Raw genomic sequence first — 23,258 nt, 5'->3', positions numbered from 1 at the left:
AACATCGCTTGCGTCAGACCGAGTCATCGCAGGCGGCGACGCTCAGCCTGCCTTGCAGCCGATAAACAGGCCTTAGAGTCCGTTTGAGAATGCAGGGTTGCGGTCGGATCACCCGGACGGCGCGTCCTCCTCGTTCTCTTCGCTAAACCGGCCTCGCGCGCGCATGAGATTGAGCGCCTTGTAGGCGAAAGGCTGTATGCGCTTTGGCCAGCCTGTGGCGATAAGTTCGTCAGCGGTCATGTTGCCCGGCGTGGCATCGCATGCATCATCGAGAATGCCGCTGACTTGGAGTAGCAAAGCTTCTTCGTCCGGGCTGATCGCACTGTTTGGGCGCATTCCACCATCCCCGCGATGAGGAACCCAGTCGTAGAAACTCTCAAAATATTCCGCTGGCCATTCGCGGCGCACGCCTTCGTCGCCGTCAGCCAAGGTTTCGAGCGCTTCCATGATCCGATTGCGGATGCGTTGATCGATCAGGCGGTCTGAAGGTTGCTCTTCCATATCGGCATGATGTGCAGCAGAACCGGGTTCATGCAAGGCGCCGGAGCAGGTTGCTGGCCATGGCAAGATGAATCATCGCCTCCGACACATCGAGACGCTTCTCATAGTCGCGGACGAGCCTTCGCCAGCGCGTCATCCAGCCGAAGGTACGCTCGACAACCCAGCGTCGGGGCAGCACCTTGAAGCCGGAGACATCGTCAGACCGGCGGATGATCTCGACGGTGAAGTCCCGCAACGCGGCCGCTTCGAGCAACTTGGTGCGGTCGTAGGCACCATCGCCGAATAGGTGCTTGAGCCATGGCCAGCGCCTGCGGATCGCAGATATGATCTCCTGCGCGCGCGCGCTGTCGGAGATGTCGGCCGTGATTAGGTTGACCATCAGCAATCGTCCATCGGTGTCGACCGCGATGTGGCGCTTGCGCCCCTTGATCCGCTTGCCCGCATCGTAGCCGCCGCCGGACGAGGCCGAAGGCGCCTTGACCGATTGGCTATCAACTACGGCTGCAGACGGACTTTGCCCGCGAGCCTCGCGCTCCCGGTCGAGCATCAGCGCTACGTCGTGGATCGTGCGAAACAGCAGGCGGCGCACGAAGCGTCGGAACCACCAGTAGACCGTTTGCCATGGCGGAAAGTCCTTGGGCAGCATCCGCCAGCCACCGCCTGAACGAGCCAGATACCTCAAGGCGTTCAGCACCTCGCGTAGGTCCGTCGTGGGCTTGCGCCCGAGCTTCGGCGGCGCAGGCAGAAACGGGCTAACTATCTGCCACTCCGCATCCGTCAGATCGGTCGGGTAACGCTTGGCTCGCTTCTCATGTTCGGCCATCCGGCTACGGCTCTTTCGGGTCCACATCCCAAGCTTGAATCACGCAAGCCGCTGCCGCTCAACCCTTTATCAAACGGGTTCTTAGCGAACATCAGAACCGCAACGCATACTCCCGATCTGGAGAATAGAGCCGCCGGCGTCCTCCGCTGGCGAACCGGGAGCAGAAAGGCGGGGTGGCGCCGCCGACACAGGTGGTCGCTCGTGGCTCCACCTCACATCCAAACAGAGGACAGCTCGCGCCACAAACCGGAAGCCCAAGCCAAGCCGCCGATGATCAGGATGATGATGGCAAAGACCGGCCAGGATAACGAAACACCGCGACGATGGACAAAGGCTGCCCGTTTGAGATTGCCTTCCATCGTGCCGATGCGCGCCGCCAGTTCGTCGATCTTCTTCGCGCCTTCCTCGAGCTCGCGCTCCAGACTGCGGCGCCGCGCCGCCGACCAGATCGCGCGGGCAATCGCAGCGCCGAAACCGGATGGCGTATGAAATGACTGGTCAGCAAATTTGTCGATCAGCGCCAGGTCGGTTGCGTGGCCGAAAGCCACATAAAACGGCCGTTCCATTCCGATCAGCTCGCTGATGATCTCGCGCGACCCGCCGATCAACTCCTGTCCGCCGCCACCACCACGGGCAATGGCGACACCCGCAATGTCGTGCCGGTTTCGCAGTTCACGCAGTGTCGACAGGAATTTCTCCTGATCTCCGAAATTCGCCTCGATGAACTCCGGCCGCTCCGTCACACCGGCATCGGACAATGTGCGAGCGATGTCGGCGCGCGCCGTGCCCGAGACCAGAACCGCGAGGCTCGCGACACCGTTGAGCGACACGAACTCGTCCAGCGGCAACCGCTCGTCACGCGACGGCAATTGCAGCGCCGGCTCGACCGGCGCCCGTGGCTCCCAAGTCCCGACCACATTGCCGATCAATGTGACCTGATGCGTGGCGCGCCAGTCCTCGCCGTTGCGCGTGGCCGGATCGATCCGAAGCGTACCCTTGATCGTAACAGCCTCGTCTTCGCGCGGCGCAAATTCCGGCGACGTGCGAAACCGCACCGAGGCAGCGCCGAGCGCCAGGCGTCCATAGACATAGGCGCGGTCGCCGCTGCTCCATGGCCGCACGTCACGCGCGATCCCCTGAATGAGAAACGCGCCCGCGGGCGCCTGCACCTTCAGCAGGTCGACCAGCATTTCGGGGGTGATCGGCGCCGGCTCCGCTGCCGGCGATGGCTCATGCCGCATATCGACTGAAACCTCAGCCGTTCACGACATCCTTCAGGGCCTTGGCAGGCTGGAAGACCAGCTTCTTCGAGGCTGCGATCTTGATCTTCTCGCCAGTCGACGGATTGCGGCCTTCGCGTTCCGGCTTGTTCTGCACCTTGAACTTGCCGAAACCGTTGAGCGAAATCTCTTCACCCTTTGCGGCCGCGTCGGCGATGCCCTTCAGCACATCCTCGACGACGGATTTCGCCTGGGTCTTCGTCAGTCCGTGTGCTTCAGCCACGCGCTCCGCGAGGTCGATCGTATTTACAGCCATTGGTCAGTCCTTTCTGCTTTTGATGTGTCGATGAGCCCCACCGTCGACGATTCGTTCTATACAAGGATCGTTTCTCGGGAAACTACGCAAGATCAACCCGTCAGGCGAGCTGATCTCCGGATGCAAAAGGTCGTCCCACAGGTTTTCGTAAGACTGGAGCGCTGCACACACCTGGCTCCGCCGATCAGCACGCGCCAAACACAGAATGCGATCTGCATTTGATGGACGCTTTCTCCGGCTAGACTATGCTGTTGCTGGAATCAGAATGATGCAATCAGCCCAAGAAAGCCCGATGCCCCAAACAAACAATTCCCCCMCCCAGCCGCCGCGTCACGATTTTCACGCAATTCTGCCGGTCTCGGACGGAGTAGTATCGATCAGGCTCATGACCGGAGCGGACGCGGAGGCCTATGCCGCCGGAACGGACGATCCCTTGGTAAAGCGCTTCGCCCACCTGCCCCTGGAGAATTACACCCCGCAGATCGTGCGCGACCTGATCGAAGGTGTCATTGCAGATGGCTTGAAGGATGGCTCGCTGGCGGTGCTGGCAATCTCCGATGCGGCATCAGACTCCTTCCTCGGAAGCCTGGTGTTCTTTGACATCCGAACGGAAGACGCCGAAATTGGATACTGGGTGTGTCCGGAGCACCGTGGCCGAAATATCTCCAGCCATGCTCTCGCGCTTGCTGCCGAGATTGCCCGTGCCTTGGGATTGAAAGCACTACGAGCTCGTACGGTGGAAGACAATCCTGCCTCAACCAAGATCCTGCTCAGGGCAGGATTCGAGCAGCTTGGCGAGGCCACGCCCCAGACAGTTCCTTCAGGCAAGACCGAAATGAGCCTGGATTACCGAATTGCGCTGGCGCCCTGAAAAGCGTTCTCGCTTTCGGGCGGCTTCGTGCAGGACGACGATTGGCGGCTTCATACGATGCCGCCACGGAGAGTTAGAGTGCGGACCGGGTTTGCCGTGACGGGTTGAGGGCTGGGAGAGGGCTTCCGGCGCCCGTCGCGGAGAACCGCGATGTCCAGACATGACCGCACCACGCGCGCCGGCTCGAACCGGGCGAACCTCTACGACGAAATCACCAACAAGATCATCGCCGAGCTGGAAGAAGGCCGCGTACCATGGGTCCAACCCTGGGGAAAGTCGGCAGCAAAGGCGCCGCTCGGCCTGCCGAAAAACGCCGCTACCTCCCGCAATTACAGCGGCATCAACATCCTCATTCTCTGGGGGGCCGTCATGCAGCACGGCTTTCCCTCCCAGAGCTGGCTAACCTTTCGCCAGGCCCTGTCGCTCGGCGGCAATGTGATGAAGGGCGAGCGCGGCACCACCGTTGTCTACGCCGATCGTTTCATTCCCGATGACGAGAAGAAGCGTGCTCGCGAGACCGGCGGGGAAGCACAGGCGATCCCCTTTCTGAAGCGGTTCACCGTGTTCAACGTGGCGCAGTGCGAGGGTCTGCCCGACGAGATTCATGCTGTCGCGCCGCCCACGCCTCCCGGTTTGGTCGAGCCGAAAGTCGAGGCGCTCATCAAGGCGACCGGCATCGACTTCCGCATCGGCGGTGATCGTGCCTACTTTGATGTCCTCAACAATTTCGTTCAGGTGCCGCCGCCGCAAGCCTTCTTCGAGCCAATAAATTGGCACCGTACGGCTTTGCACGAGCTCGGCCACGCCTCAGGCCATCACTCGCGGCTCGCCCGCGATCTTGGCGGATCGTTCGGCTCGAAGCGATATTTTGTCGAGGAGGTCGTTGCCGAAATTTCGGCTGCCTACACCTGTGCTGCGATGGGCATTGTTCCCACCGTGAGGCACAGCGATTACATCGGCGCGTGGATCGACACGATGCGTGAGGATTCCCGCGCCATCATCCGCGCCGCTTCGCAAGCCAGCAAGGCCGCGGACTGGATTCTCTCCTTCCTGCCGGAAGACGAGCAGTCCGCCGATGAAAGCGAAGCCGTTATCGACAGGAGGGCGGCATGATCCTCCTGACCGACGAACTGCGCGAGCAGCTTCTCGCCAACGGCCGCCAGCGCGATCGCGACCACGTGCCGGTGGTGAAATTCTTCAATCCGCTCGGCGAAGGTGTCTGGCTCGCCACCGAGCTCGACGCTGATGGCGATACGCTCTTCGGCCTTGCCGATATCGGCGAGCCCGAGCTCGGCTATTTCTCGCTCGAGGAAATGTCGTCGATCCAACTGCCCTTCGGCATGGGGATCGAACGCGACATCCTCTTTACCGGCGATTTCCCGATCTCGGTCTGGGCCGAGGCGGCACGCCAGGCGGGCAGCATCCGCGCAGCCGAGCGCATTGTCTATGCCGCGGCCCGTGCCCCGCGGGAGGGCGTGTGATGCGTTTCCGTCGCTGGCACAGACCCGAAGCCTATGGAGATACGTCGCGCAAACGCGCGGCGTTCCTCCGCAAGCAACGCCTCGAACGCGAGGCGTTGCCGCTCTTCTCCGATCAGGTCGCCGCTGGACAGCACAGCGTCGACGAGGAAATGGCACGTCGCGCCGTCTGGTGGGACGAGGCCGAACGGCATCGCAGGAGCCAGCGCGCGACGTCGTGGCGCAAGGCACGCGCCCACCTGTTCGCACTGCCGGAAGCGTTGCGGCTCCGCGTCCGCGAGATTTGGCGTGATTGTCCCTATCCGGCAGACCCGGCCTATTTCGCCGATCTCCTCCACCAGATCGCCGTTAGGCGCGTCGATCCGTTTCGTCCGCCATGGAAGTTCCATCCCGAACTGAAGGCGCGGATGACGCCGGACCCGTCGAGCTTCGACGCCGCCTTCCGGCGGATCGGCCACCGAAAGATCGGTGGCGGACCAAAGACCACGGAGGCCGACGAACTGCTGTTCTGCGGCAATCTCGGCTCTGGCATCCTCTTCCTGCGCGCCCGCGTATGCCTGATCGAACGGCATGAGAGCTTCTACACCTCATCCAGCCACCGCCTGCGCGACTCCAAGGTCGGCAGCGGTGGCCATTTCGTCGAGATCGAGGTGACGGGAGACTGCTCGGACGCGGATCTCGCCACCATCGAGCGGATAGCCCAGGCCGCCGATACCCGGCCGGTCGTGGTCAGGCGTGTTGGGCGGTCCGGCCAGACGGCGAACAGGAGCGAGACATGAGCGACCATCCTGTCCCTCCGGGCCACAATGGCGGACCTCCCCTCGACGATCCCGCACGGGATCGACCGGGCCGCTGCCGCGACTGCCGCCATTGGACGCCGCCGCTCGGAAGCCTGGAACGCGACTACGAGGCGTTCCGGCTCGGTCTCTCCCGCCGTCGTATCAAACGTCCGACCGGCGTTTGCGACCGCGTGCTGCTCGGCAACTCCAGGCTTCCCGCCTTCTCGGCCACGGCAGGGAATTTCAGTTGCCGCAATTTCGAGCCGGCCCCGTCGAGGCCGCAACCCAAGGGCGGCGGCTTCGTCACCATCTGGATCGGCAACCGCGTCGTCTGGAAAGGTCCGGAGGACGAGATCCCATCGCGCTTCCGCGACGGCGACGATCCTGTCGATCCCTGACCGCGCTGGCTGCCGCTCTCACCGCAATCGCAGCAGGGTCCGCCATGCGGGCCGCCCTCAAACACGGAGACCACAATGATGACGCGCGATGCGTTGCGCGCAGTTCTGGCGCGCATGGAAGCAAGTCTCGCCGATACCCGACGCAACCTTATCTTCGCCGAACGGGCGCTAAGCGATAAGGCGGAGGCCGAGACGATCAGGCGTCGACCGAAGGCCCGCTACTACCATCGCCGCATGAGCAGATGGACAGGGGCCGACGAAGCGGAGTACCGACGTATTCTCGACGATCTGCTCTCAGTCTCCGGGCCGGACCTGGACCGGCTTCAGCGCAAGATCGAGCGCCAGAATGCCGCAATCGAGGCGCTGCGCCATAAATACGGGGTCAACGAGGAACGACCGTTGTTCTCGCTCTGGTAGCTGCTCTCAACTCTCGTCCAACACCCGAGCTTGCCTGAGCCGGAAACACGCCGATCAGGCTATGCGCTTCTGCACTTAACCCCCTCGGTAGCTTCAGCGCTTACGGTCTGACGCAGGATACCGCATCGGAAGCGAGACGCTGCTCAGCCCAGGAGGCCGCCAATACGAGAACCTCGCTCATCCGGGACGTGCCGACTGCATCGGCCATGCCGTGGTCGAGTCCGGGAAATTCCCAATAGGTCAGATTGCAGCGTCCCGCTTCGGAGAAGCGATCGGCCACGATGCGCGCCATCTCGACTGGCGTGGACGTGTCCCGGCCTCCCTGGACCAGCAGGAAATCCGTGTCGGCCTGGAGCATGGAATCGACAATCCGGTGGTCGATCGCGTCCGCCCAGAAACGGAAGCTCGATCCGGCCCATATCTCGGTGCCCGTCGGGTTCGCTCGCGCTTGCTCGAAGATCTGGTCGACCGGAGGCCGGTTTTCTTCCGGGACCTTGTGGCGCTCCATTTCGTCCATGATCGACTGGCGCACCATCTCCCCGAAAGTCTTGCCACCGCCGGTGGAGATCAGGATCGTCGCATCGGCTTCTGCAGGGGCCGAAAGACGCGCGATCACGTCGCCACCTTCTGAACCGCCGGCCAGAACCAGCCCGCCGTTCCACCATGCTTCGGTACGGAGCCGGGAAAGCACAGCGAGGTAGTCCTCGACGCGCTGGGTCATCGTATGATGCTGCCGAAACTCCGCCGAACAATCCTCATGGTCGGCGGTTGGATTGTCACCCGGTTTGACGCCGTACTTCTCGACCGTCAGCGCCGCAAAGACCGGGAAAACCGAGCGTATGAGCCTCAGATTCGCATTGTGCTCGGTAGACAGGCAGCCAGAACCCTGGGCGAGAACGATCACCCCCTTTGGCCTTCCGTTCTCCGGCATGTCCAGCGACCAGTGAATGGTGCTTCCGTCGCCTCGTTCGAGTTCAAAGCGTTGCGGCTCGGCAACCACGACACCGGTCACCATGATCGAGGCGGCAAAGGACGCCGCGGCGATGCGCAGAAGATTGATCATGAAACAGCCTTTTGTCAGGAAACGGGGTATTTCTGCGAACGCCGCATCACCAACGCCGGCACGGAGGCGATGATCGCCAGCTTCAGAACATGGATCGGGGACAGTATGGCCAAGCCAACCTCCAGCGCACCAGTGTCGGCCGAAGGCGCCAGCACGACCGAAAAGTCAAACACAGCGCCCCAGACGATGCTGAGGCCGAGACCCGCGGCCGGCCAGATCCAGTTGCTCCGCTGACGAAACGCAATGATCGTTATCAGCCAGGCCGACAGTGCGGACAGGCCGCCTCCGACCAGATATTCCGCCGTAATGCCGGCATGTTCGAACCATGAGGGCACAGGCTCGGCGCCTGTCTGCGATATGAGCACCGAAATGATCAGCGCGGTTACCGCTGCACAGCCAGCCAGCGGCGCCAGAAGATAAACCGCCCATGGCGCCCTGCCGGCCCAACTGTGGAATCGCCGGTCCTTCTCCATCGGCTGCGCCAGTGCTTCAATATCGCCCAGCCGCACGATCGCACGTCGCCGGGCATCGTGTTCGGGCAACCCGGATAGACGCAACTCCTCGGTCACATCCTCGACGTGATCGTGCAGTTCCAGCAGATATCGCCGCACGCTTGATGGCCGGACTCCGGAACGCAGAAGCCGTTCCTCCAATGCCCCGAACAGGTCACGCATGCCGCGGTCCCTCCAAAACAATCCGGATGGCGTCGGTGATGCGTTCCCATGAGCCAGCAATATCGGCCAGCCGCTTCTCCCCCTTCGAGGTGAGGCTGTAGTAGATCCGGCTGCGGCCATTCGCTGCCTGACGCCGCGAGGCGAGTGCGCCCTCGCGCTCGAGCCTGTGAAGCACGGGATAGACCACGCCCTCGCCAAGTATGATGGCCTCTCCGGTCGCCTCCCTGATCGCCTGGACGAGTTCATAGCCATACATTTCGCGGCCGCGTAGCAGCCGCAGCACCAGCAGCTCGGGAACGCCGTTGAGGAAATTTGGATTGGTTGTGCGCGTCATCGTGCGTGTCATGCCTATTAGTTCATGGCATATACCTTGAACTAAAAGGTATGCGCAACCCCTGTTGGATGAGCCGATATGAGAGGGGCTTCTCCCGCCGCGATCCCGGTCGGAGAGTGAGAGGAGTGTGGGGTTTCGTTGACGGGTTTAGGGTCGAGAGAGAGGCTCTCGGCGCCCGTCGCGGAGAAACCACCATGGCCAGGAAAGCTGCCAAGAAGAAGTCCGCCGTTCCGATGATCGTCTTCTCGCGGGCGCGCGATATTCCCTTCAACCGCATCCGGCTGTCGGACAGCAACGTTCGCGAGACCGATGTCGAAGCCGGCCTCGACGAGCTCACCTCCGATATCGAGCGCCGCGAGGATCTGGTGCAGGGCCTCAACGTCCGCGCCATCCTCGACGAGAACGGTAACGAGACCGGCGATTTCGAGACACCGGCGGGCGGCCGCCGCTATCGCTCGATCGCCCGGCTGGTACAGGCGGGCCGCTTCCCCGAGGACGGCCTCATCCCCTGCATCGTCAAGAAGGCCGATGCGAAGACCACGGCTGTCGACGACTCGCTGACTGAGAACGTGCATCGCCTCGCGCTGCATCCGCTCGACCAGTTCCGCGCCTTCAAGCGCATGGTCGAGGGTGGCGCGTCCACCGAGGAGGTGGCCACAGCCTATTTCACCACCCCGCGCTATATCGAGCAGCGCCTGCGGCTTGCCTCGGTCTCGCCGAAGCTGCTCGAGGTCTATGCCGAGAACGGCATGACGCTGGCGATGCTGGAGGCGTTCACCGCCCATCCCGACCATGCCCGTCAGGAGCAGGTCTGGGAGGCGGTTCAGCAGAGCTACTATCGTGAGCCTTGGCGCATCCGCAACATGCTCACCGAGACCACGGTTCCGGCCTCCGACAAGCGGGCGCGCTTTGTCGGTCTCGATGCCTATATCGCAGCCGGCGGCCCGGTGCTGCCGCGCTATCTCTTCGATGATGAAGACGAGGGCTGGCTGGAAGACATCGCGCTTCTCGACAAGCTCGTGGCCGACAAGCTGAAGTCGGTTGCCGACGAGATCGCGGCCGAAGGCTGGAAGTGGATCAGTGTCGATACCGATCTGCCCTATGGCTACGACCACGGCCTTCGGGCGCTCACCGGCAGCTTCGTCGATCTCACCGACGAGGAGCGTGCGGCGCGGGAAGCGCTTCGGGAAGAGTACGAGCGCCTCGAAGCCGAATACGCCGAGGCCGACGAGCTGCCGGTCGAGGTAGATCAGCGGCTCGGCGAGATCGAGGCGGAACTCGAAGCCTTCGAAAAGCGCCCCGTCATTTACGACCCGGCCGAGATGGCGCTGGCGGGTGTCTTCGTCAGCATCGACCGCGACGGCGAGATCATGGTCGATCGTGGCTATGTCCGGCCCGAGGATGAGGGGCCGGCCGATTCCGACGCCACCTCTCCGGATGGCGCTTCCGAAGAAGCCGAAGGTGGTATCGCCAGTGCCGGCACCGGGCAGCGCGCCGTCATCACCATCGGCGGGCAGTCGACCGATGCCGAGGACGAAGAGGAAGACGTCATCAAGCCGCTTCCCGAGCGGCTCGTGAGCGAACTGACCGCGCATCGTACGCTGGCGCTTCGCGACGCAGTCGGCGCCAATCCGCACGTCGCCCTCACCGCACTGCTGCACAAGCTGGTGCGCGACACCTTCCAGCGGATCAGCACCTCTGGTGCGAGCCTGCAGGCGTCGGTCAACCACGTCTTCTTCCGCGAGCAGGGCAAGGATCTCGCCGAGACCGCTTACGCGAAGTCGGTCAATCAGCGGCATGAAGACTGGAAAGCGGATATCCCGTCAGATGCGGATGCCCTCTGGGACTGGCTCGATGCCCTGGATGATGCCAGCCGCATGGCGTTGCTCGCCCACTGCGTCAGCTACGGGATCAATGCGCTCTACGAGCGGCCCAACCCCTACAGCGCCACCGGCGTCTCGCAGTCGGGTCTCGATCGCCGCATGGCCGAAGCCGATCGGCTGGCACGTGCCACCGGGCTCGACATGGTGGAGGCCGGATTCCGCCCCTCGGTCGAGAACTATCTCGGCCGCGTGACCAAGCCGCGCATCCTCGAAGCCGTGCGGGAGGGTGCGGGCGAGCGTGCGGCCCAGCTCATCGACCATCTGAAGAAGGCCGACATGGCCAAGGAGGCCGAACGGCTCCTGGCCGATACCGGGTGGCTGCCCGAGCCGCTGCGCTCGCTCGACGCCGAGCCGGAGCAGTCCTCCGACACGGATGTCGAAGCCGACAACGAGGTGCTGCCGGCCTTCCTCGCCGATGACGACGAGGCGGCAGGCGACGTGAACGGGATCGACGAACCGGCGCACATGGTCGCTGCCGAATGACTCTGCGGGGCGGCGTTAGTCGCCCCGTTTATTCCACTTGTCCACCACAAGGCCCGGCATCTCGCCGGGCCGTTTTTCGTTTCAGGAGACAATTTCCATGTCAGCACACAATGTCTACGCGAACGCACCTCTCGGTTCGCTGATAAAATATTCTGACTCTCAGCCGAAGCCTCCGGCCAGGTTCACCAAGAAGCTCGCGGCCTGGGAGCGCCGAAACGGCGTCGGACGCCTCGTCCGCAAGGAACCCGCGCGCGAGCGGCCGACCTATTCAAGCCCCCCATGCTTCACGCTGCATGAGGGGAATTTCTCATCGGGCGCGGTGATCCTCGTCACCGTCATGCGCACGCATTCGCTCGACAGCGATCTCTCCTTCGAGATCGTCGAGCGCCCAAGGATTGGTCAGGTCCGCGTCCTCCAACAGGTTGGTGACAATGTCGAGCTCCTGCATCTCGCGGAAAGCCGCGAGGCCGCCGAGCTCTGGCTGGCAAAGGCCGGCTATAATGCGGTTCTGGAAGAAGTGACCGCCGATGAGGTCGGCACCGATGTCGTCGAGGGCCGCGCTGCCGCCTGACGCCGAGCACTTCCATCCAGGCCCGGCACTCCAGCAGGAGCGTCGGGCCATTTCGTTTCAGGAGCTATGAACAATGGCTATCCCCGACTATGCCCGCACCAATTTCAACACTTTGCTGCGCGCCGCCAGCGACGGCAATCTTGCACTGATGGAATGTCTCGACGCTGAAACCGGCAAGCCTCGCTATGTGATATGCGCCATTGGCCGCGCTGAGGACGGCGATTACATGATGACGCCGTTTGGCCATCTCGCCGACCAAAATCCATATGACGCCTATCTGCCACCAGACCCTAACGATCCTACAGGCTTTCTTCCTAAATCCGATAACGGAGCCGCCACATCATGACCGTCGACGAGATCTTCGCCGAGGACCGGCGCTATCCTCCTTCGGAGCGCTCCCTGCCGTGGGAGGAAACCCGCGATGGCATCACCGTTGTCGTGGAGCCGAAGCCCCACTGGGCGGAGGACATGCGCGCCTTCAAGCTTACCACCCAAGACTATTGCTATTATGCGGACTGGACCGAGAAGGGAGCGAGGGCACGGTTCTTCCATCACGTCGACACCAGTGGCGACAATGTGATGATGAAGGCGCGTGTAACGATCGCACGCGAGATCGATGACGGATTGTGGCCCTGACCACCAGCAGAAGCACGAGTCGAGTGGATCGCTGCGGGAATGGGCTTGAAACTCTCATCGTCAGGAATCGACCTCCTGGCCATAAGCATCGCCTTGGCTTCCGGTGCTGATACGGTCAGCATCCCAGCGGAACACGTCGGTCTTCCAGAAATCAGGGTCAGGCGGGGACCGGCAAACCAAAGCATCTACAATATGGAGATTCCGGCTCCTGTCAGATGCAAGGCACCACCCCGCTTCCATTCGCTGACCTTGGTCTGATCCGCCTCTTTGCATTCAACCCCAAAGGGGTCGGCTTACGCGAGCGTGCCGCCCTCGGGGATTCGGAACAAGTCCGAACGCCCGAGGGTGATTGCAGATCCGGTCAGACACTTCGGGCGCCTGTCGCGCGGGGGATGGTCCCCCGCCTCCAAAGACAGGAGCCGGAACAATGTCCTATGCAGATGCCACCGCCTTTGCCGCCAGCCTCGCCGAAACCCTGATGGTCTCGATCGTCGTGTTCCAGGCCGGGGACGGAACCCACGGCGCTTGTCCGGCCGGCGAATTCGACGGCGATGAAGACATGGTCGAATTTGAGATCGATCCCTGGCAGTGAGGCGCATGCGCCTCACATCAACGGCCCGGAGCAACCTGCGCCCGGGCCTTGGGCACAGCCGCGCCGGCGCGGGGTGCGATCCCAATCAGCCGGATTTGCTGCCGCGACATGCGCTCACGTTGCCATCGATGCCCGGGCGAACGCGCCCGGCGTCACGCCCAATGGCGTCGGAACGATCAAATGGCTCCGATCGAAGAAACCGACCCTCACGCCGGATTGAAGAGCGAGAGGACGGTTGCGAGGGCCGTGACGGGTTGGTTGCCGGAGAGAGAGGCTCCCGGCGCCCGTCACGGAGCGTCACCCAATGGCCCTTGCACATCAAACCACCTTCGCCCCAATCGGAAAAATTCTTGCCGAACGGGTGCTTCCCAGACTTGAGCACACGCAGAAGCGCCCGTTGCGTGTCTCCTGCCTCGGCACGGTCAGCTATGACGGCGCCACCGAAGCAGATTGCGTCGACCGCAGCATCCCGATCGGTGAGGCCTCATCGCCGCAGGATGCCATGGCCGTTGCCGCAATGCGGGTCTCGCACGGTGACATCCGGGTCACACCGGACAATACGCTACGCTTCAGGCCACGGCTGATCGTTATTCAAGACAGCGGGTTTGGCCTCGTCATCGCCGGCGAAATCCGCACCGGGATCATCCTCTGGCAGCAACCTGTCGCCAGCAAGACCGAAGCCACCCGGATCGTCATCGAGGCCAGCCGCCTTCGCGGCAGGGCCTTCGCCGCCGGCGGCCGCGGCGAACACGCATCCGCCCGCGATCTCCGGTTTCAGGCTTCCCGACTTGAAGCGCGGCTGGTCGATCCCGCCTGGCGCGAGATCGCCTCCGAGCTGCTCAGGCTGCCCCAGGCCGCGTGATTTCACCTTCCCGAACAACCATTCGACCGGTCGCGCCCAGAGCGCCGACCTATGGAGATTTCCATGCCCAAATATGTCGTCAGCAAAGGCCATGACGCCTTCGCCTACTATGAAACCGTCGTCGACGCCGACACGCCCGCACAGGCGCGGCAGCTTGCCAAGAGCGTCCACTACGACGGCGATTGGTTCGCCACCGGCTATGTACAAGAGTTCGATGACTATGAAATCGACGAGCATAACGGCGTTCGTCCGCTCGAAGATGGCGAGACCGTCGAGGCGTTTCTGTCCATCAGCGTCACCTCTCAGGAGCGCGATGCCTTGCTGGCGGGCCTTCGCCTCCTTCAACTCGCACTCGCCAGCGAACACATCGACCCGCAGCTGAGAAGCATCCTCACCAATGACGGTGCTCACGCCGGCCTCGATCTCACCCAGATCGACGCCCTGTGCGAACGCACCAACGTCTAGGAGGCGCCCGATGTATGCCACTTATCTGCGCCTCGACATTTTCGTGTGGGACAGCGATCGCACGGTCATCCGCGCCGCACGCCGAAAACTGGCTCGATCGGCCCAGCGCGATCCGGCCAGGCGGGATGCGCGCAAGCGCTTCTATCGCGAGATGCTCCGCCACCATGCCGATGCCCAGCGGCTGGTGGCGCATTGTCGCCTCTGACCCACCCGGACCGCAATTCCCGATCCTCGCCCGGCCTCGCGCCGGGCTTTCTCGTTTCAGGAGCCTGTCATGGCCGACCATTTCACGCACTTCTCCTGCCTCCTCAACGTCCGCACGCCCAAAAACGCAGCGCGCGCGCTCGAGCTCTACAATCGCATGCAGGAGGAAGGCGCCTCGGAAAATCCGCCGTCCGAAAGCTTCCTCGTGTCGATCCAGCCCGAATATGGCGGCACACAGCTCTGGATGCGTGATGACATCACCGGCGATCCCGAACGCCTGATCCAGTTCGTCAAGCTTTGCGCCAAGGAGTTCAGGCTGACAGGCCGCTGGGGCTTTCAATACGCCAACACCTGCTCGAAACCCTGCGTCAACGCCTTTGGCGGCGGCGCGCATGTGCTCGACCTTGCGACCGGCGAGACAGTCGCTTGGACCTATACCGACGGCTGGCTCGCCGAGGTTCTGGACGGAGGCGATCCCGATGCCTAAGACTATCGAAACAACCGTCTATCGCCTTCACGAATTGTCCGATGCCGCGAAGGAGAAGGCCCGTGCATGGTATCGCGAAGGTGCGTTCGACTACGATTGGTACGACGCCGTCTACGAAGATTTCCGGCAGATCGCGGAAATCCTCGGCGTCCGGCTCAAGACCCGCACCATTCGCCTGATGGGCGGTGGATCGAGGCAGGAGCCCTGCATCTGGTTTCGGGGCTTCTGGTCGCAAGGGGATGGCGCCTGCTGGGAAGGTGTCTACTCCTACCAAAAGGGTGCCTCGGCCGAGATCCGGTCCTATGCCCCGCAGGATACGACCCTGCACGGCATCGCCGATGCCCTTCAAACCGTCCAGCGGCGCAATTTCTATCAACTCCGCGCTGAGGCAATCCACCGCGGCCATTACCACCACGAGTATTGCATGGCGATTTCGGTCAAGCGGGAAAGTCCTATTTGGCAGGAGATGACCCCAGATGCCGAGGAAATTATCATCGAGGCTCTGCGCGATCTCGCCCGCTGGCTCTACCGTCAGCTTGAGCGCGAATACGAGTATCTGAGCTCCGACGAGGCGGTGGACGAGACAATAACCGCCAACGGATACACCTTCACCAAAAGCGGCTGCCGTTTCGGCTAATCCGAAAAACGCCCAGCCTCCAGCCTGGGCGTTTTCTCATATATGCCGTTGCGGAACTGAAGCGGTCGTCCTTCCCGATCCCCGCGGCTCAACACCCGATCCTTCGTCAAGAAAGATCGTGACGTCCTGCAGGTGACGCCGCAAGGTTGCGACGATATCGATGGCGGCAGATCGAGAAAGACCGCCCGTACTGCATCTAGTCGTGCTGCCCGAAAATGCCCAGATCAGCCATTAACCTTGCCGAATCAGCAACGGAGCAGACGACCATGAAACTTGCCATTGCCAGCTTGATCGCCGTCAGCACCGCTGGCGCAAGCAAATTGAGCCGGTGAGGATGATTCAGACTGGCGACCCGAAAGAATCAATTGAAACGATCGACCGTCTCCTCCCGGGGGACCGGGCCCCTGGCCTGAAGCTGGCGAGAGTCTTCAATCGGGAAACGCCCGTCGAACAGGTCAAGTTCGATCGGCTGAGCGCGGTAATTCTATGGAACGCTGGTTGCGTCGGATGTCTTCCGGCCGTCAGCGAGGTAGCCGAGCTCGGGGCTGCGCACGATATGCCGTGTTATGGCGTCGCGGTGATGGTGCGCGACGTCGACCGGACCGCCGCCGCCGCAATGGAGGGGAACTCCAAGGCCATCCTCGCACTCGAAGCCCGGCCGGCGGACGTTACCGGATTGTCCCGCGGCTGGGTCACGCGTCATTGGCTGGAAGCCAGCGGCCAGCAGGGCGTGCCGGCGGCATTCCTGGTCGATGGGCGGAGTGTCGTGGTGTGGATGGGAGATCCCACCGAGATCCGCGATGTGCTCCCGGCCGTGTTGAATGGGAGGTGGGATGTGGAGGAGGCCCGGCGACGCTAGCGCGCTGCGGTCAGCGATGAAGCGATCGCGAATCTGCTGATTGTCCGTAACGCGACGGACGCCCTGGTAGCAGGAAAGGCTGAAACAGCCTTGGGCATCATCGAAACTGGCGAGCGAAAAGCGCCGTTGGTGCGCCGGGATGCGGAATTCAGCATTCTCAAGCTGCAGGCCTTGACCGCGTTGCCGGGCCGTGAAGACGAGGCGGCGCGACACTATGCGGCCGCAGCCTCCAGGTTCGCGGATGATCTGCGCGCGCAAATCAGCCTCGCTGCCACCGTCGTCAGAGCGTTGAAGGGCAATGAGACCGCCATGCGCACGGCAGTCGAGCATCTGGCTGCCATCGGTGATGGGCCGGCGGAGACGGCGAATGATGCCGCCTCCCGGCTGTGGTGCCGCCTGCTGGAGGCGGAAGCGTCGATCACGCTAGGTGCGACCGACGATGCCTTGATCGCCCTCGATCGGGCCGACGTTCTTGCACGCGGGCCTAACTTGCCTGAATCCGTAAAAGGCCAAGCTGCGACGGAGATCGAACGGCTTCGCGCGCATGCCGGCAAAACGGCAGATATCGCCTGAAATTGGCCAAATAGCCTCCTATGTTGAACGCAACCACAATGGAGAAACTGCCATGAAGATTGTTGTCGTCGGCCTGTTGCTCACAGATCTTGCCACGTCGGCCTTCGCCAACGATCTCGCGCTGAAGCCGCCGGCGGACTTTGACGAAGCCGCATGGCAGGCGGAATGGGAAGCAGGTGACACAGATGGCGATGGCAGGCTGAGCCGCGAAGAGCTCAGGGCTGCTAATCCGCGTGCGCTGGAAATCTTCGACAAGACCGATACCGACGGCGATGGCTACATCAGCCCCGAGGAAGACAAGGCCGCCTTGTTCCAGTGGTACAAGGACCGTCAGAGCGCTTCCGCCGAAGACTGATCCTCAAGCAGCCACAATTCATGCCATTGTGAGGAGGTTCCGCTCGACTGCATCGAGCAACTGGTCGCGAAACTGCCGCCTTCACCAGCCGGAGCGCGGCCGACTTCGAACTAGAAGCACCATCGTCACAATCAGCAAGATGGCGCCGGCTATGGCGGACGGCCCAAGCCGCTCGCCGAACAGCACGAAGGCGAGTGTCGTCGCCGTGAGCGGCTCGGCCAGCGCAATGATGCTGGCAGGCGTTGCCTGCGTCGCCTTCATCCCGCAGAAATAAAGCACATAGGCCAAGCCCGTCGGGACCAAGCCCATATAGAGAAGCGCCGACCAGACCTGTCCTGTCCAAACGCCCGGCGTCATCCCGGCCGCAATGGCGAGCGGCAGCAGCATCACCGCACCCGCGCCGAAGCCGGTGACGATGATTTTGCCCGGATCGTGGCGACCGGCAAGGCTTCGGCTCAGCAGTACGAAGCCGGAATAGGCGAGCGCCGAGCCGCACGCCCACAGGATGCCCACCGGGTCGGCGTCTTCGGCCGGCGGCGTGCCAATCAGCAGAACCGCTCCGATCAACCCAAGTCCCAGCGCGGTGACAACCGTGCGGGACACCTTCTCCCGCAACAGGACGATCGCCAGAATGCCGACGATAACAGGCGCCGAGCAAATGGTGATGAGGGTTGCCAGGGCAACGCCGACATCGGCGACGGCCTGGAAATAACACGCCTGATAGGCCGCCATGGTGAGCCCGATTCCGGCGATGCGCAGGCGGTCGCTGCCGTCGAAGCGGAAGGTCTCCGGACCGAGCCGCCACCAGCACCAGAGACCCAGTAGCGGGACGGCCAGCGCGAGGCGGAAGAAGCCGACGACCAGCGGCGGGATGTCCTCGATCCCGTAGAGCAGCCGCGAAGCAATGCCGACTGTCCCCCATAGAACGGCCGCGGCAAGCACCAAAGCCGGGCCGGAAACGGGCGACGGATGAGAGCGCACTCCGCTCGGCTGTCCGCCGGCAGCAGTCACGCTTCCCGCACGCTCTCGTGGCCGCTCGCCCTGGCCGCCTTGACGAACTTCCGGTCGAAGGTCGCGAAGCCCGAGCAATGCGTGGATTTGCCGAGATGCAGCGCGTCCGCGAAGTCCATGCCTTTCTCGGCAAGATCGAGCGCGGTTGCGACGACGGCTCCATCCTCGATCGTTACCGTGGGGAGTCCTGCGAACGCGCGCAATGCGCGTGCGACGTCCGCCGGCCGGTAGGCATAGGTACTGCGCAACACCCATTCCGTTTCAAGGATGACCGTGATCGCAACGAAGATGGGTTCGCCGTCGATCAGCGTGCGGGCGCGTGGGGATTGCTTCGGATGATCGCCGGTCAGGTAACGAACGATCAGGTTCGTATCAACCGCGAGCATGCCGGCGCCTGGCCTCGGCGAGCACGCCAGCATCCATCTCTTCCAGCGTCTTCGGCTTGCCTTTGTGAGGCAGCACGCCAAACACGTCTTCAGGCCGCGTCTCGGCGAAGGCCGGCGCAGGCTTCAACAGCACGCCCTCGGCCGTCTCCTCGACGGTCAGCCGTGTTCCCGCCTGCCATTCCCGCCGCTGGCGAATGGCGCTCGGCAGAATGACCTGTCCCTTGGTGGAAACCGTGGTGATGAGCTTCTCCTTGGTCGCCATAGGCCCGAACCTTCCCGATGTAAGACAAATGTAAGATACTCATTGACGACCTCAGGTTCAAGCGGCGCGGACTCCGACGCCGTTCCTAGAGCCAGAGGAAGGCCGGGACGGGTTTGAGCCTGTGCGGTCGAGAGAGAGCGCTGCGCGGGCTCGATCCCGTCCTGCTCTCCCGAGGTCTTCTTCATGAACATGATTTCTCCATCCGCCGCGGCTTCGTCCGCCGCGCCGCTTCCGCTTGCCTCCGGCTCGTCTGATTCCGTCTTCGCGGCAGCGGGCCTGCTGCTTCCTCATCTCGAACGTGGCGAGCGTATCGATGCCGCTAAGCTGCGCGGCGCGATGGAAACCGCCTTTGGCGCCTCCGACGCGACCGGCGCCTGGGACTGGAAGACGGCCTATGAGGCTTGCGAGGCCGCAACCGTCCTGTTCCTACGTAAATTCGGCAAAACGCTTTTCCGTAAAGCCGGTTCTCCCGTGGCGCGCCTGTCGGCTTTGATAAAGATCGCCGGTCTGCTGCCAACGCACACGCGGCGCTCCCAGGAAGCCCAGAGCTTTCAGCAATTCTCTACCCCGATCCCACTGGGCCTGGTCGCGGCAAATGCCGCCGCCATCACCCCGGCCGACCGCGTGCTGGAGCCTTCGGCCGGCACCGGCCTGCTCGCCATCCTCGCCGATATCGCCGGCGGCACCCTCATGCTCAACGAACTCGCAGACATGCGCGCCGGTCTTCTCTCTTCTCTCTTTCCGGCCGTTTCCGTCACGCGCTTCGACGCCGCCCAGATCGACGATCATCTCGATCCGGCCGTGGTGCCGAGCGTGGTGCTGATGAACCCGCCATTCTCGGTGATGGCGAATGTCGACGGCCGTGTCGCTGACGCCGCATTCCGCCATGTCGCCTCGGCGTTGGCGCGCCTTGCTCCCGGCGGACGGCTGGTGACGATCACCGGCGCCAGCTTCGCGCCCGACAATCCCACTTGGTCTTCGGCCTTCGCTCGTCTGCAGGAGCGCGGCCGTGTCGTCTTTTCCGCCGCAATCGATGGCTCGGTCTATGCCAAGCACGGTACGACCATCGACACGCGCCTCACCGTCATCGACAAACTGCCCGCCGACGATCCAGGCGTCTTCCCGGTCGCGCCCGGTGTCGCTCCGGATGTCGCCACGTTGATGGGTTGGCTTGACGAGCATCTGCCGGCGCGGCTTCCCGTCGACCCATCGGTCGCGGTTCCTGTCGCGGCCGTTTCCACGCCCCGCAGCGTGCGCGGCTATCTGAACCGTGCCGCCAGATCGGCCCCTGCCGCGCCGATGGCCGAGCCCGAGGGCCTGCCGCTCGCCTATGAGACGATCGACTGGCAGGCCGGTGAAGCAGGCCGACTTTCCGATGCCATCTATGAGGAATACGGCCTTCAGGCGATCCGTATTACCGGCTCTCAGGCGCACCCGACCAAGCTGGTGCAGTCGGCGGCCATGGCCAGCGTCGCGCCGCCGAAGCCAAGCTATCGGCCGCGGCTTCCGGTCAATGTCCACGAACTCCTGTCGGACGCCCAGCTTGAGACGGTCATCTATGCTGGCGAGGCACATTCCGACTATCTCGCCGGATCATGGACCGTCGACGACACCTTCGATGTCGTCACCGCTGCCCGCGAGGATGCGGACAAGGCCGTCCGCTTCCGGCGCGGCTTCATGATCGGAGATGGCACGGGCGTCGGCAAGGGCCGTCAGTCCGCCGCGATCATTCTCGACAACTGGATGCAGGGCCGCCGCAGGGCGGTGTGGATCTCCAAATCCGACAAGCTGCTCGAAGATGCACAGCGCGACTGGTCCGCGCTCGGCATGGAGCGTCTGCTGGTCACGCCGCTGTCACGCTTCCCGCAGGGCAAGCAAATCTCGCTGCCGGAAGGCGTCCTATTTACAACCTATGCCACGCTACGCTCCGACGACCGGGGGACAAGGGTTTCGCGCGTCAAGCAGATCGTCGAATGGTTGGGCTCCGACTTCGATGGAGTGATCATTTTCGACGAGGCGCATGCGATGCAGAACGCCGGTGGCGGCAAGGGAGAACGCGGCGACATCGCCGCCTCGCAGCAGGGCCGTGCCGGCCTGCGGCTTCAGCACGCGCTGCCGAACGCACGCGTCGTCTATGTCTCGGCAACCGGCGCCACCACGGTTCACAATCTCGCCTATGCCCAGCGGCTCGGGCTGTGGGGCGGCGAGGATTTCCCGTTCTCGACGCGCGCCGAGTTCGTCGAGGCGATCGAGGCCGGCGGTGTTGCCGCCATGGAGGTTCTGGCCCGCGACCTTCGTGCGCTTGGTCTCTACACGGCCCGCTCGCTCTCGTTCGACGGCGTCGAGTATGAGCTGGTCGAGCACGCGCTGACGCCCGAGCAGACCTGCATCTACGACGCCTATGCCGGGGCTTTTGCGGTCATCCATAACAATCTCGACGCGGCCATGGAGGCGGCCAACATCACCGGCACCGAGGGCACGCTGAACAGGCAGGCGAAGTCGGCAGCCCGTTCAGCCTTCGAATCGGCCAAGCAGCGTTTCTTCGGCCATCTGCTGACCAGCATGAAGACGCCGACCCTGATCCGGTCGATCACGCGCGATCTGGAGGAAGGCCATGCCGCCGTCATCCAGATCGTCTCAACCGGCGAAGCGCTGATGGAGCGACGGCTCGCCGAGCTTCCGACCGAGGAGTGGAACGACGTCCGCATGGATATCACGCCTCGCGAGTACGTCCTGTCGTACCTGGAGACGAGCTTTCCGGTGCAGCTCTACGAGCCCTTCACCGACAGTGAGGGTAACCTGTCATCGCGTCCTGTCTATCGCGACGGCCAGCCCGTCGAAAGTCGTGAGGCGGTCGCCCGGCGCAACGCGCTGATCGAGAAGCTTGCCAGCCTGCCACCCGTGCCAGGCGCGCTCGACCAGATCGTCCAGCATTTCGGGACCGATACCGTCGCCGAGGTCACCGGCCGCTCGCGCCGCATCATCCGCAAGACGAGCACTGGCGGTGTCGATCGGCTCGTGGTCGAGAACCGTGCGGCGGCCGCCAATCTCGCCGAGACGCAGGCCTTCATGGACGACCAGAAGCGCGTCCTGATCTTCTCCGATGCTGGCGGTACTGGCCGCAGCTACCACGCCGAACTCTCGGCCCGGAACACGCGGCTGCGCGTCCATTATCTGCTCGAACCCGGCTGGAAAGCGGACGCTGCTATTCAGGGGCTCGGCCGAACGCACCGGACGAACCAGGCGCAGCCGCCCTTGTTCCGGCCGATCGCGACAGATGTGAAGGCCGAGAAACGCTTCCTCTCGACCATCGCCCGCCGCCTCGACACGCTGGGCGCGATCACGCGCGGCCAGCGCCAGACCGGCGGTCAGGGCCTGTTCCGTCCTGAGGACAATCTGGAATCGCATTATGCCCGCGATGCGCTACGCCAGCTCTATCTGCTGCTGGTGCGCGGCAAGGTCGAGGGCTGCTCGCTCGACCGCTTTGAGGCCGCCACCGGCCTGAAGCTGATGGATGCCAATGGCATCAAGGACGAGCTGCCCCCGATCACCACCTTCCTCAACCGACTCTTGGCACTCACCATCGAGCTTCAGGGCATCCTCTTCACCGCCTTCGAGCAATTGCTGAATGCGAAGATCGAAGGGGCAATCGCCAGCGGCACCTATGATGTCGGACTGGAGACACTGCGGGCGGAGCGGTTCACCGTCACCCATCGCCAGACCATCTACACGCATCCGGGAACCGGCGCACAGACGCAGCTCCTCACCATCACGCAGCGCGAGCGCAACCATCCGGTGACGCTCACAGCCGCCCTGGACCATCTCGGCGATCCCCGCGCGAAGCTCCTGATCAACGAGCGATCCGGGCGCGCAGCCGTCCAGATCCCGACAACCAGCGTCATGCTCGACGATGGCGAGGTCGAACGCCGCGTTCGGCTGATTCGGCCGATGGAGGCGCACAATGTCCCGGTCAAGATGATGGGCGAGACCCACTGGATCGAAGCCGACCATGACGCCTTCGCTGCAGCGTGGAATGCCGAGATCGCTGAGGTGCCGGAGTTTTCCGACTCGACCATCCATATCGTCACCGGCCTGCTGCTGCCGATCTGGAAGCGGCT

General features: G+C 63.3%; 30 protein-coding genes. 20 read left to right on the top strand and 10 right to left on the bottom strand.

Annotated features, from left to right (window positions below; all coding sequences use genetic code 11):
- Positions 1 to 108: 108 nt before the first annotated feature.
- From L598_RS09550 to L598_RS09535, 4 genes are all read right to left on the bottom strand, one after another.
- Positions 109 to 537, bottom strand: a complete 429-nt coding sequence (locus L598_RS09550) for a hypothetical protein (protein ID WP_246658700.1) — start codon at positions 535 to 537, stop codon at positions 109 to 111.
- Positions 530 to 1,351: an IS5 family transposase gene (locus L598_RS09545; protein WP_144861949.1), complete on the bottom strand. Its 822-nt coding sequence runs from the start codon at positions 1,349 to 1,351 to the stop codon at positions 530 to 532. Before L598_RS09545 ends, L598_RS09550 begins: the two co-directional genes overlap by 8 nt.
- Positions 1,352 to 1,536: 185 nt before the next feature.
- Positions 1,537 to 2,565: an exodeoxyribonuclease VII large subunit gene (locus L598_RS09540; RefSeq protein WP_144861947.1), complete on the bottom strand. Its 1,029-nt coding sequence runs from the start codon at positions 2,563 to 2,565 to the stop codon at positions 1,537 to 1,539.
- Positions 2,566 to 2,578: 13 nt separating this feature from the next.
- Entirely contained in the window at positions 2,579 to 2,860 is a 282-nt protein-coding gene (locus L598_RS09535; RefSeq protein WP_144861945.1) for an HU family DNA-binding protein, read from the bottom strand.
- A 385-nt stretch (positions 2,861 to 3,245) separates the two neighbouring features.
- On the opposite strand from L598_RS09535, the gene L598_RS09530 reads away from it, so the two are divergent.
- The 6 genes from L598_RS09530 (at position 3,246) to L598_RS09505 (ending at position 6,803) form a co-directional block, all read left to right on the top strand.
- Entirely contained in the window at positions 3,246 to 3,731 is a 486-nt protein-coding gene (locus tag L598_RS09530) for a GNAT family N-acetyltransferase (protein WP_210244981.1), read from the top strand.
- Positions 3,732 to 3,881: 150 nt separating this feature from the next.
- Positions 3,882 to 4,844, top strand: a complete 963-nt coding sequence (locus L598_RS09525) for a zincin-like metallopeptidase domain-containing protein (RefSeq protein ID WP_144861941.1) — start codon at positions 3,882 to 3,884, stop codon at positions 4,842 to 4,844.
- Positions 4,841 to 5,212, top strand: coding sequence for a DUF2958 domain-containing protein (locus L598_RS09520; RefSeq protein WP_144861939.1), 372 nt, complete (start codon positions 4,841 to 4,843; stop codon positions 5,210 to 5,212). Before L598_RS09525 ends, L598_RS09520 begins: the two co-directional genes overlap by 4 nt.
- Positions 5,212 to 5,988, top strand: a complete 777-nt coding sequence (locus tag L598_RS09515; RefSeq protein WP_144861937.1) for a hypothetical protein — start codon at positions 5,212 to 5,214, stop codon at positions 5,986 to 5,988. Before L598_RS09520 ends, L598_RS09515 begins: the two co-directional genes overlap by 1 nt.
- Positions 5,985 to 6,386, top strand: a complete 402-nt coding sequence (locus tag L598_RS09510; protein ID WP_144861935.1) for a hypothetical protein — start codon at positions 5,985 to 5,987, stop codon at positions 6,384 to 6,386. Before L598_RS09515 ends, L598_RS09510 begins: the two co-directional genes overlap by 4 nt.
- 75 nt (positions 6,387 to 6,461) lie before the next feature.
- The gene (locus L598_RS09505) at positions 6,462 to 6,803 is read left to right on the top strand and encodes a hypothetical protein (protein WP_144861933.1); all 342 of its coding nucleotides are present in this window, start codon (positions 6,462 to 6,464) and stop codon (positions 6,801 to 6,803) included.
- Positions 6,804 to 6,903: 100 nt separating this feature from the next.
- On the opposite strand, the gene L598_RS09500 is transcribed toward L598_RS09505, so the two are convergent.
- The 3 genes from L598_RS09500 to L598_RS09490 are packed head-to-tail and all read right to left on the bottom strand — an operon-like array spanning position 6,904 to position 8,886.
- Complete coding sequence (locus L598_RS09500) at positions 6,904 to 7,866, bottom strand: hypothetical protein (RefSeq protein WP_246658699.1); 963 nt, start codon at positions 7,864 to 7,866, stop codon at positions 6,904 to 6,906.
- Positions 7,867 to 7,880: 14 nt separating this feature from the next.
- A complete protein-coding gene (locus tag L598_RS09495; RefSeq protein WP_144861931.1) occupies positions 7,881 to 8,540 on the bottom strand; it encodes a permease prefix domain 1-containing protein in 660 nt (219 codons plus the stop codon).
- Positions 8,533 to 8,886 carry a PadR family transcriptional regulator gene (locus L598_RS09490; RefSeq protein ID WP_246658698.1) on the bottom strand — a complete coding sequence of 118 codons (354 nt, stop codon included), beginning with the start codon at positions 8,884 to 8,886 and terminating at the stop codon, positions 8,533 to 8,535. The genes L598_RS09495 and L598_RS09490 overlap by 8 nt, the downstream gene beginning before the upstream one ends.
- 182 nt (positions 8,887 to 9,068) lie before the next feature.
- On the opposite strand from L598_RS09490, the gene L598_RS09485 reads away from it, so the two are divergent.
- From L598_RS09485 to L598_RS09430, 13 genes are all read left to right on the top strand, one after another.
- Positions 9,069 to 11,240, top strand: a complete 2,172-nt coding sequence (locus L598_RS09485; RefSeq protein ID WP_186444989.1) for a chromosome partitioning protein ParB — start codon at positions 9,069 to 9,071, stop codon at positions 11,238 to 11,240.
- 97 nt (positions 11,241 to 11,337) lie between these two features.
- On the top strand, positions 11,338 to 11,811 hold the full coding sequence (locus L598_RS09480) for a hypothetical protein (RefSeq protein ID WP_144861929.1): 474 nt from the start codon (positions 11,338 to 11,340) through the stop codon (positions 11,809 to 11,811).
- Positions 11,812 to 11,884: 73 nt separating this feature from the next.
- Positions 11,885 to 12,157, top strand: a complete 273-nt coding sequence (locus L598_RS09475; RefSeq protein ID WP_144861927.1) for a DUF6117 family protein — start codon at positions 11,885 to 11,887, stop codon at positions 12,155 to 12,157.
- Positions 12,154 to 12,447 (top strand): hypothetical protein, encoded by a 294-nt coding sequence (locus L598_RS09470; protein ID WP_144861925.1) that lies wholly within the window; start codon positions 12,154 to 12,156, stop codon positions 12,445 to 12,447. The genes L598_RS09475 and L598_RS09470 overlap by 4 nt, the downstream gene beginning before the upstream one ends.
- Positions 12,448 to 12,874: 427 nt before the next feature.
- Positions 12,875 to 13,039 (top strand): hypothetical protein, encoded by a 165-nt coding sequence (locus L598_RS21425; protein WP_186444988.1) that lies wholly within the window; start codon positions 12,875 to 12,877, stop codon positions 13,037 to 13,039.
- A 304-nt stretch (positions 13,040 to 13,343) separates the two neighbouring features.
- The gene (locus L598_RS09465; RefSeq protein ID WP_144861923.1) at positions 13,344 to 13,901 is read left to right on the top strand and encodes a hypothetical protein; all 558 of its coding nucleotides are present in this window, start codon (positions 13,344 to 13,346) and stop codon (positions 13,899 to 13,901) included.
- 63 nt (positions 13,902 to 13,964) lie between these two features.
- Positions 13,965 to 14,366, top strand: a complete 402-nt coding sequence (locus tag L598_RS09460) for a hypothetical protein (RefSeq protein ID WP_144861921.1) — start codon at positions 13,965 to 13,967, stop codon at positions 14,364 to 14,366.
- Between the two features lie 10 nt (positions 14,367 to 14,376).
- Complete coding sequence (locus tag L598_RS09455; RefSeq protein ID WP_144861920.1) at positions 14,377 to 14,571, top strand: hypothetical protein; 195 nt, start codon at positions 14,377 to 14,379, stop codon at positions 14,569 to 14,571.
- Positions 14,572 to 14,640: 69 nt separating this feature from the next.
- Complete coding sequence (locus L598_RS09450) at positions 14,641 to 15,057, top strand: hypothetical protein (RefSeq protein ID WP_144861917.1); 417 nt, start codon at positions 14,641 to 14,643, stop codon at positions 15,055 to 15,057.
- Complete coding sequence (locus L598_RS09445; protein WP_144861915.1) at positions 15,050 to 15,694, top strand: antitoxin of toxin-antitoxin stability system; 645 nt, start codon at positions 15,050 to 15,052, stop codon at positions 15,692 to 15,694. Before L598_RS09450 ends, L598_RS09445 begins: the two co-directional genes overlap by 8 nt.
- Positions 15,695 to 16,250: 556 nt before the next feature.
- A complete protein-coding gene (locus tag L598_RS09440) occupies positions 16,251 to 16,553 on the top strand; it encodes a hypothetical protein (protein ID WP_144861913.1) in 303 nt (100 codons plus the stop codon).
- Between the two features lie 90 nt (positions 16,554 to 16,643).
- Positions 16,644 to 17,126 carry a hypothetical protein gene (locus L598_RS09435; protein WP_144861911.1) on the top strand — a complete coding sequence of 161 codons (483 nt, stop codon included), beginning with the start codon at positions 16,644 to 16,646 and terminating at the stop codon, positions 17,124 to 17,126.
- A 52-nt stretch (positions 17,127 to 17,178) separates the two neighbouring features.
- Positions 17,179 to 17,481, top strand: coding sequence for an EF-hand domain-containing protein (locus L598_RS09430; RefSeq protein WP_186444987.1), 303 nt, complete (start codon positions 17,179 to 17,181; stop codon positions 17,479 to 17,481).
- 81 nt (positions 17,482 to 17,562) lie between these two features.
- Here L598_RS09430 and L598_RS09425 read toward each other — a convergent pair whose 3' ends face one another.
- The 3 genes from L598_RS09425 to L598_RS09415 are packed head-to-tail and all read right to left on the bottom strand — an operon-like array spanning position 17,563 to position 19,140.
- Positions 17,563 to 18,492, bottom strand: a complete 930-nt coding sequence (locus L598_RS09425; RefSeq protein ID WP_186444986.1) for an EamA family transporter — start codon at positions 18,490 to 18,492, stop codon at positions 17,563 to 17,565.
- A complete protein-coding gene (locus L598_RS09420) occupies positions 18,489 to 18,878 on the bottom strand; it encodes a type II toxin-antitoxin system VapC family toxin (protein ID WP_144861907.1) in 390 nt (129 codons plus the stop codon). Before L598_RS09420 ends, L598_RS09425 begins: the two co-directional genes overlap by 4 nt.
- Positions 18,865 to 19,140: an AbrB/MazE/SpoVT family DNA-binding domain-containing protein gene (locus L598_RS09415; RefSeq protein ID WP_144861903.1), complete on the bottom strand. Its 276-nt coding sequence runs from the start codon at positions 19,138 to 19,140 to the stop codon at positions 18,865 to 18,867. Before L598_RS09415 ends, L598_RS09420 begins: the two co-directional genes overlap by 14 nt.
- Before the next feature lie 183 nt (positions 19,141 to 19,323).
- Between L598_RS09415 and L598_RS09410 the strand changes: the two genes are divergently transcribed.
- Positions 19,324 to 23,258: strawberry notch family protein (locus L598_RS09410; RefSeq protein ID WP_144861974.1), on the top strand; the 3,935-nt coding region annotated here is incomplete at its 3' end.

This window comes from Mesorhizobium sp. J18 (assembly GCF_007829525.1).
Classification (GTDB): domain Bacteria; phylum Pseudomonadota; class Alphaproteobacteria; order Rhizobiales; family Rhizobiaceae; genus VLJP01.
The sequence above is the reverse complement of the archived record's forward strand: the minus strand, read 5'-3'. Positions and strand labels throughout refer to the sequence as shown.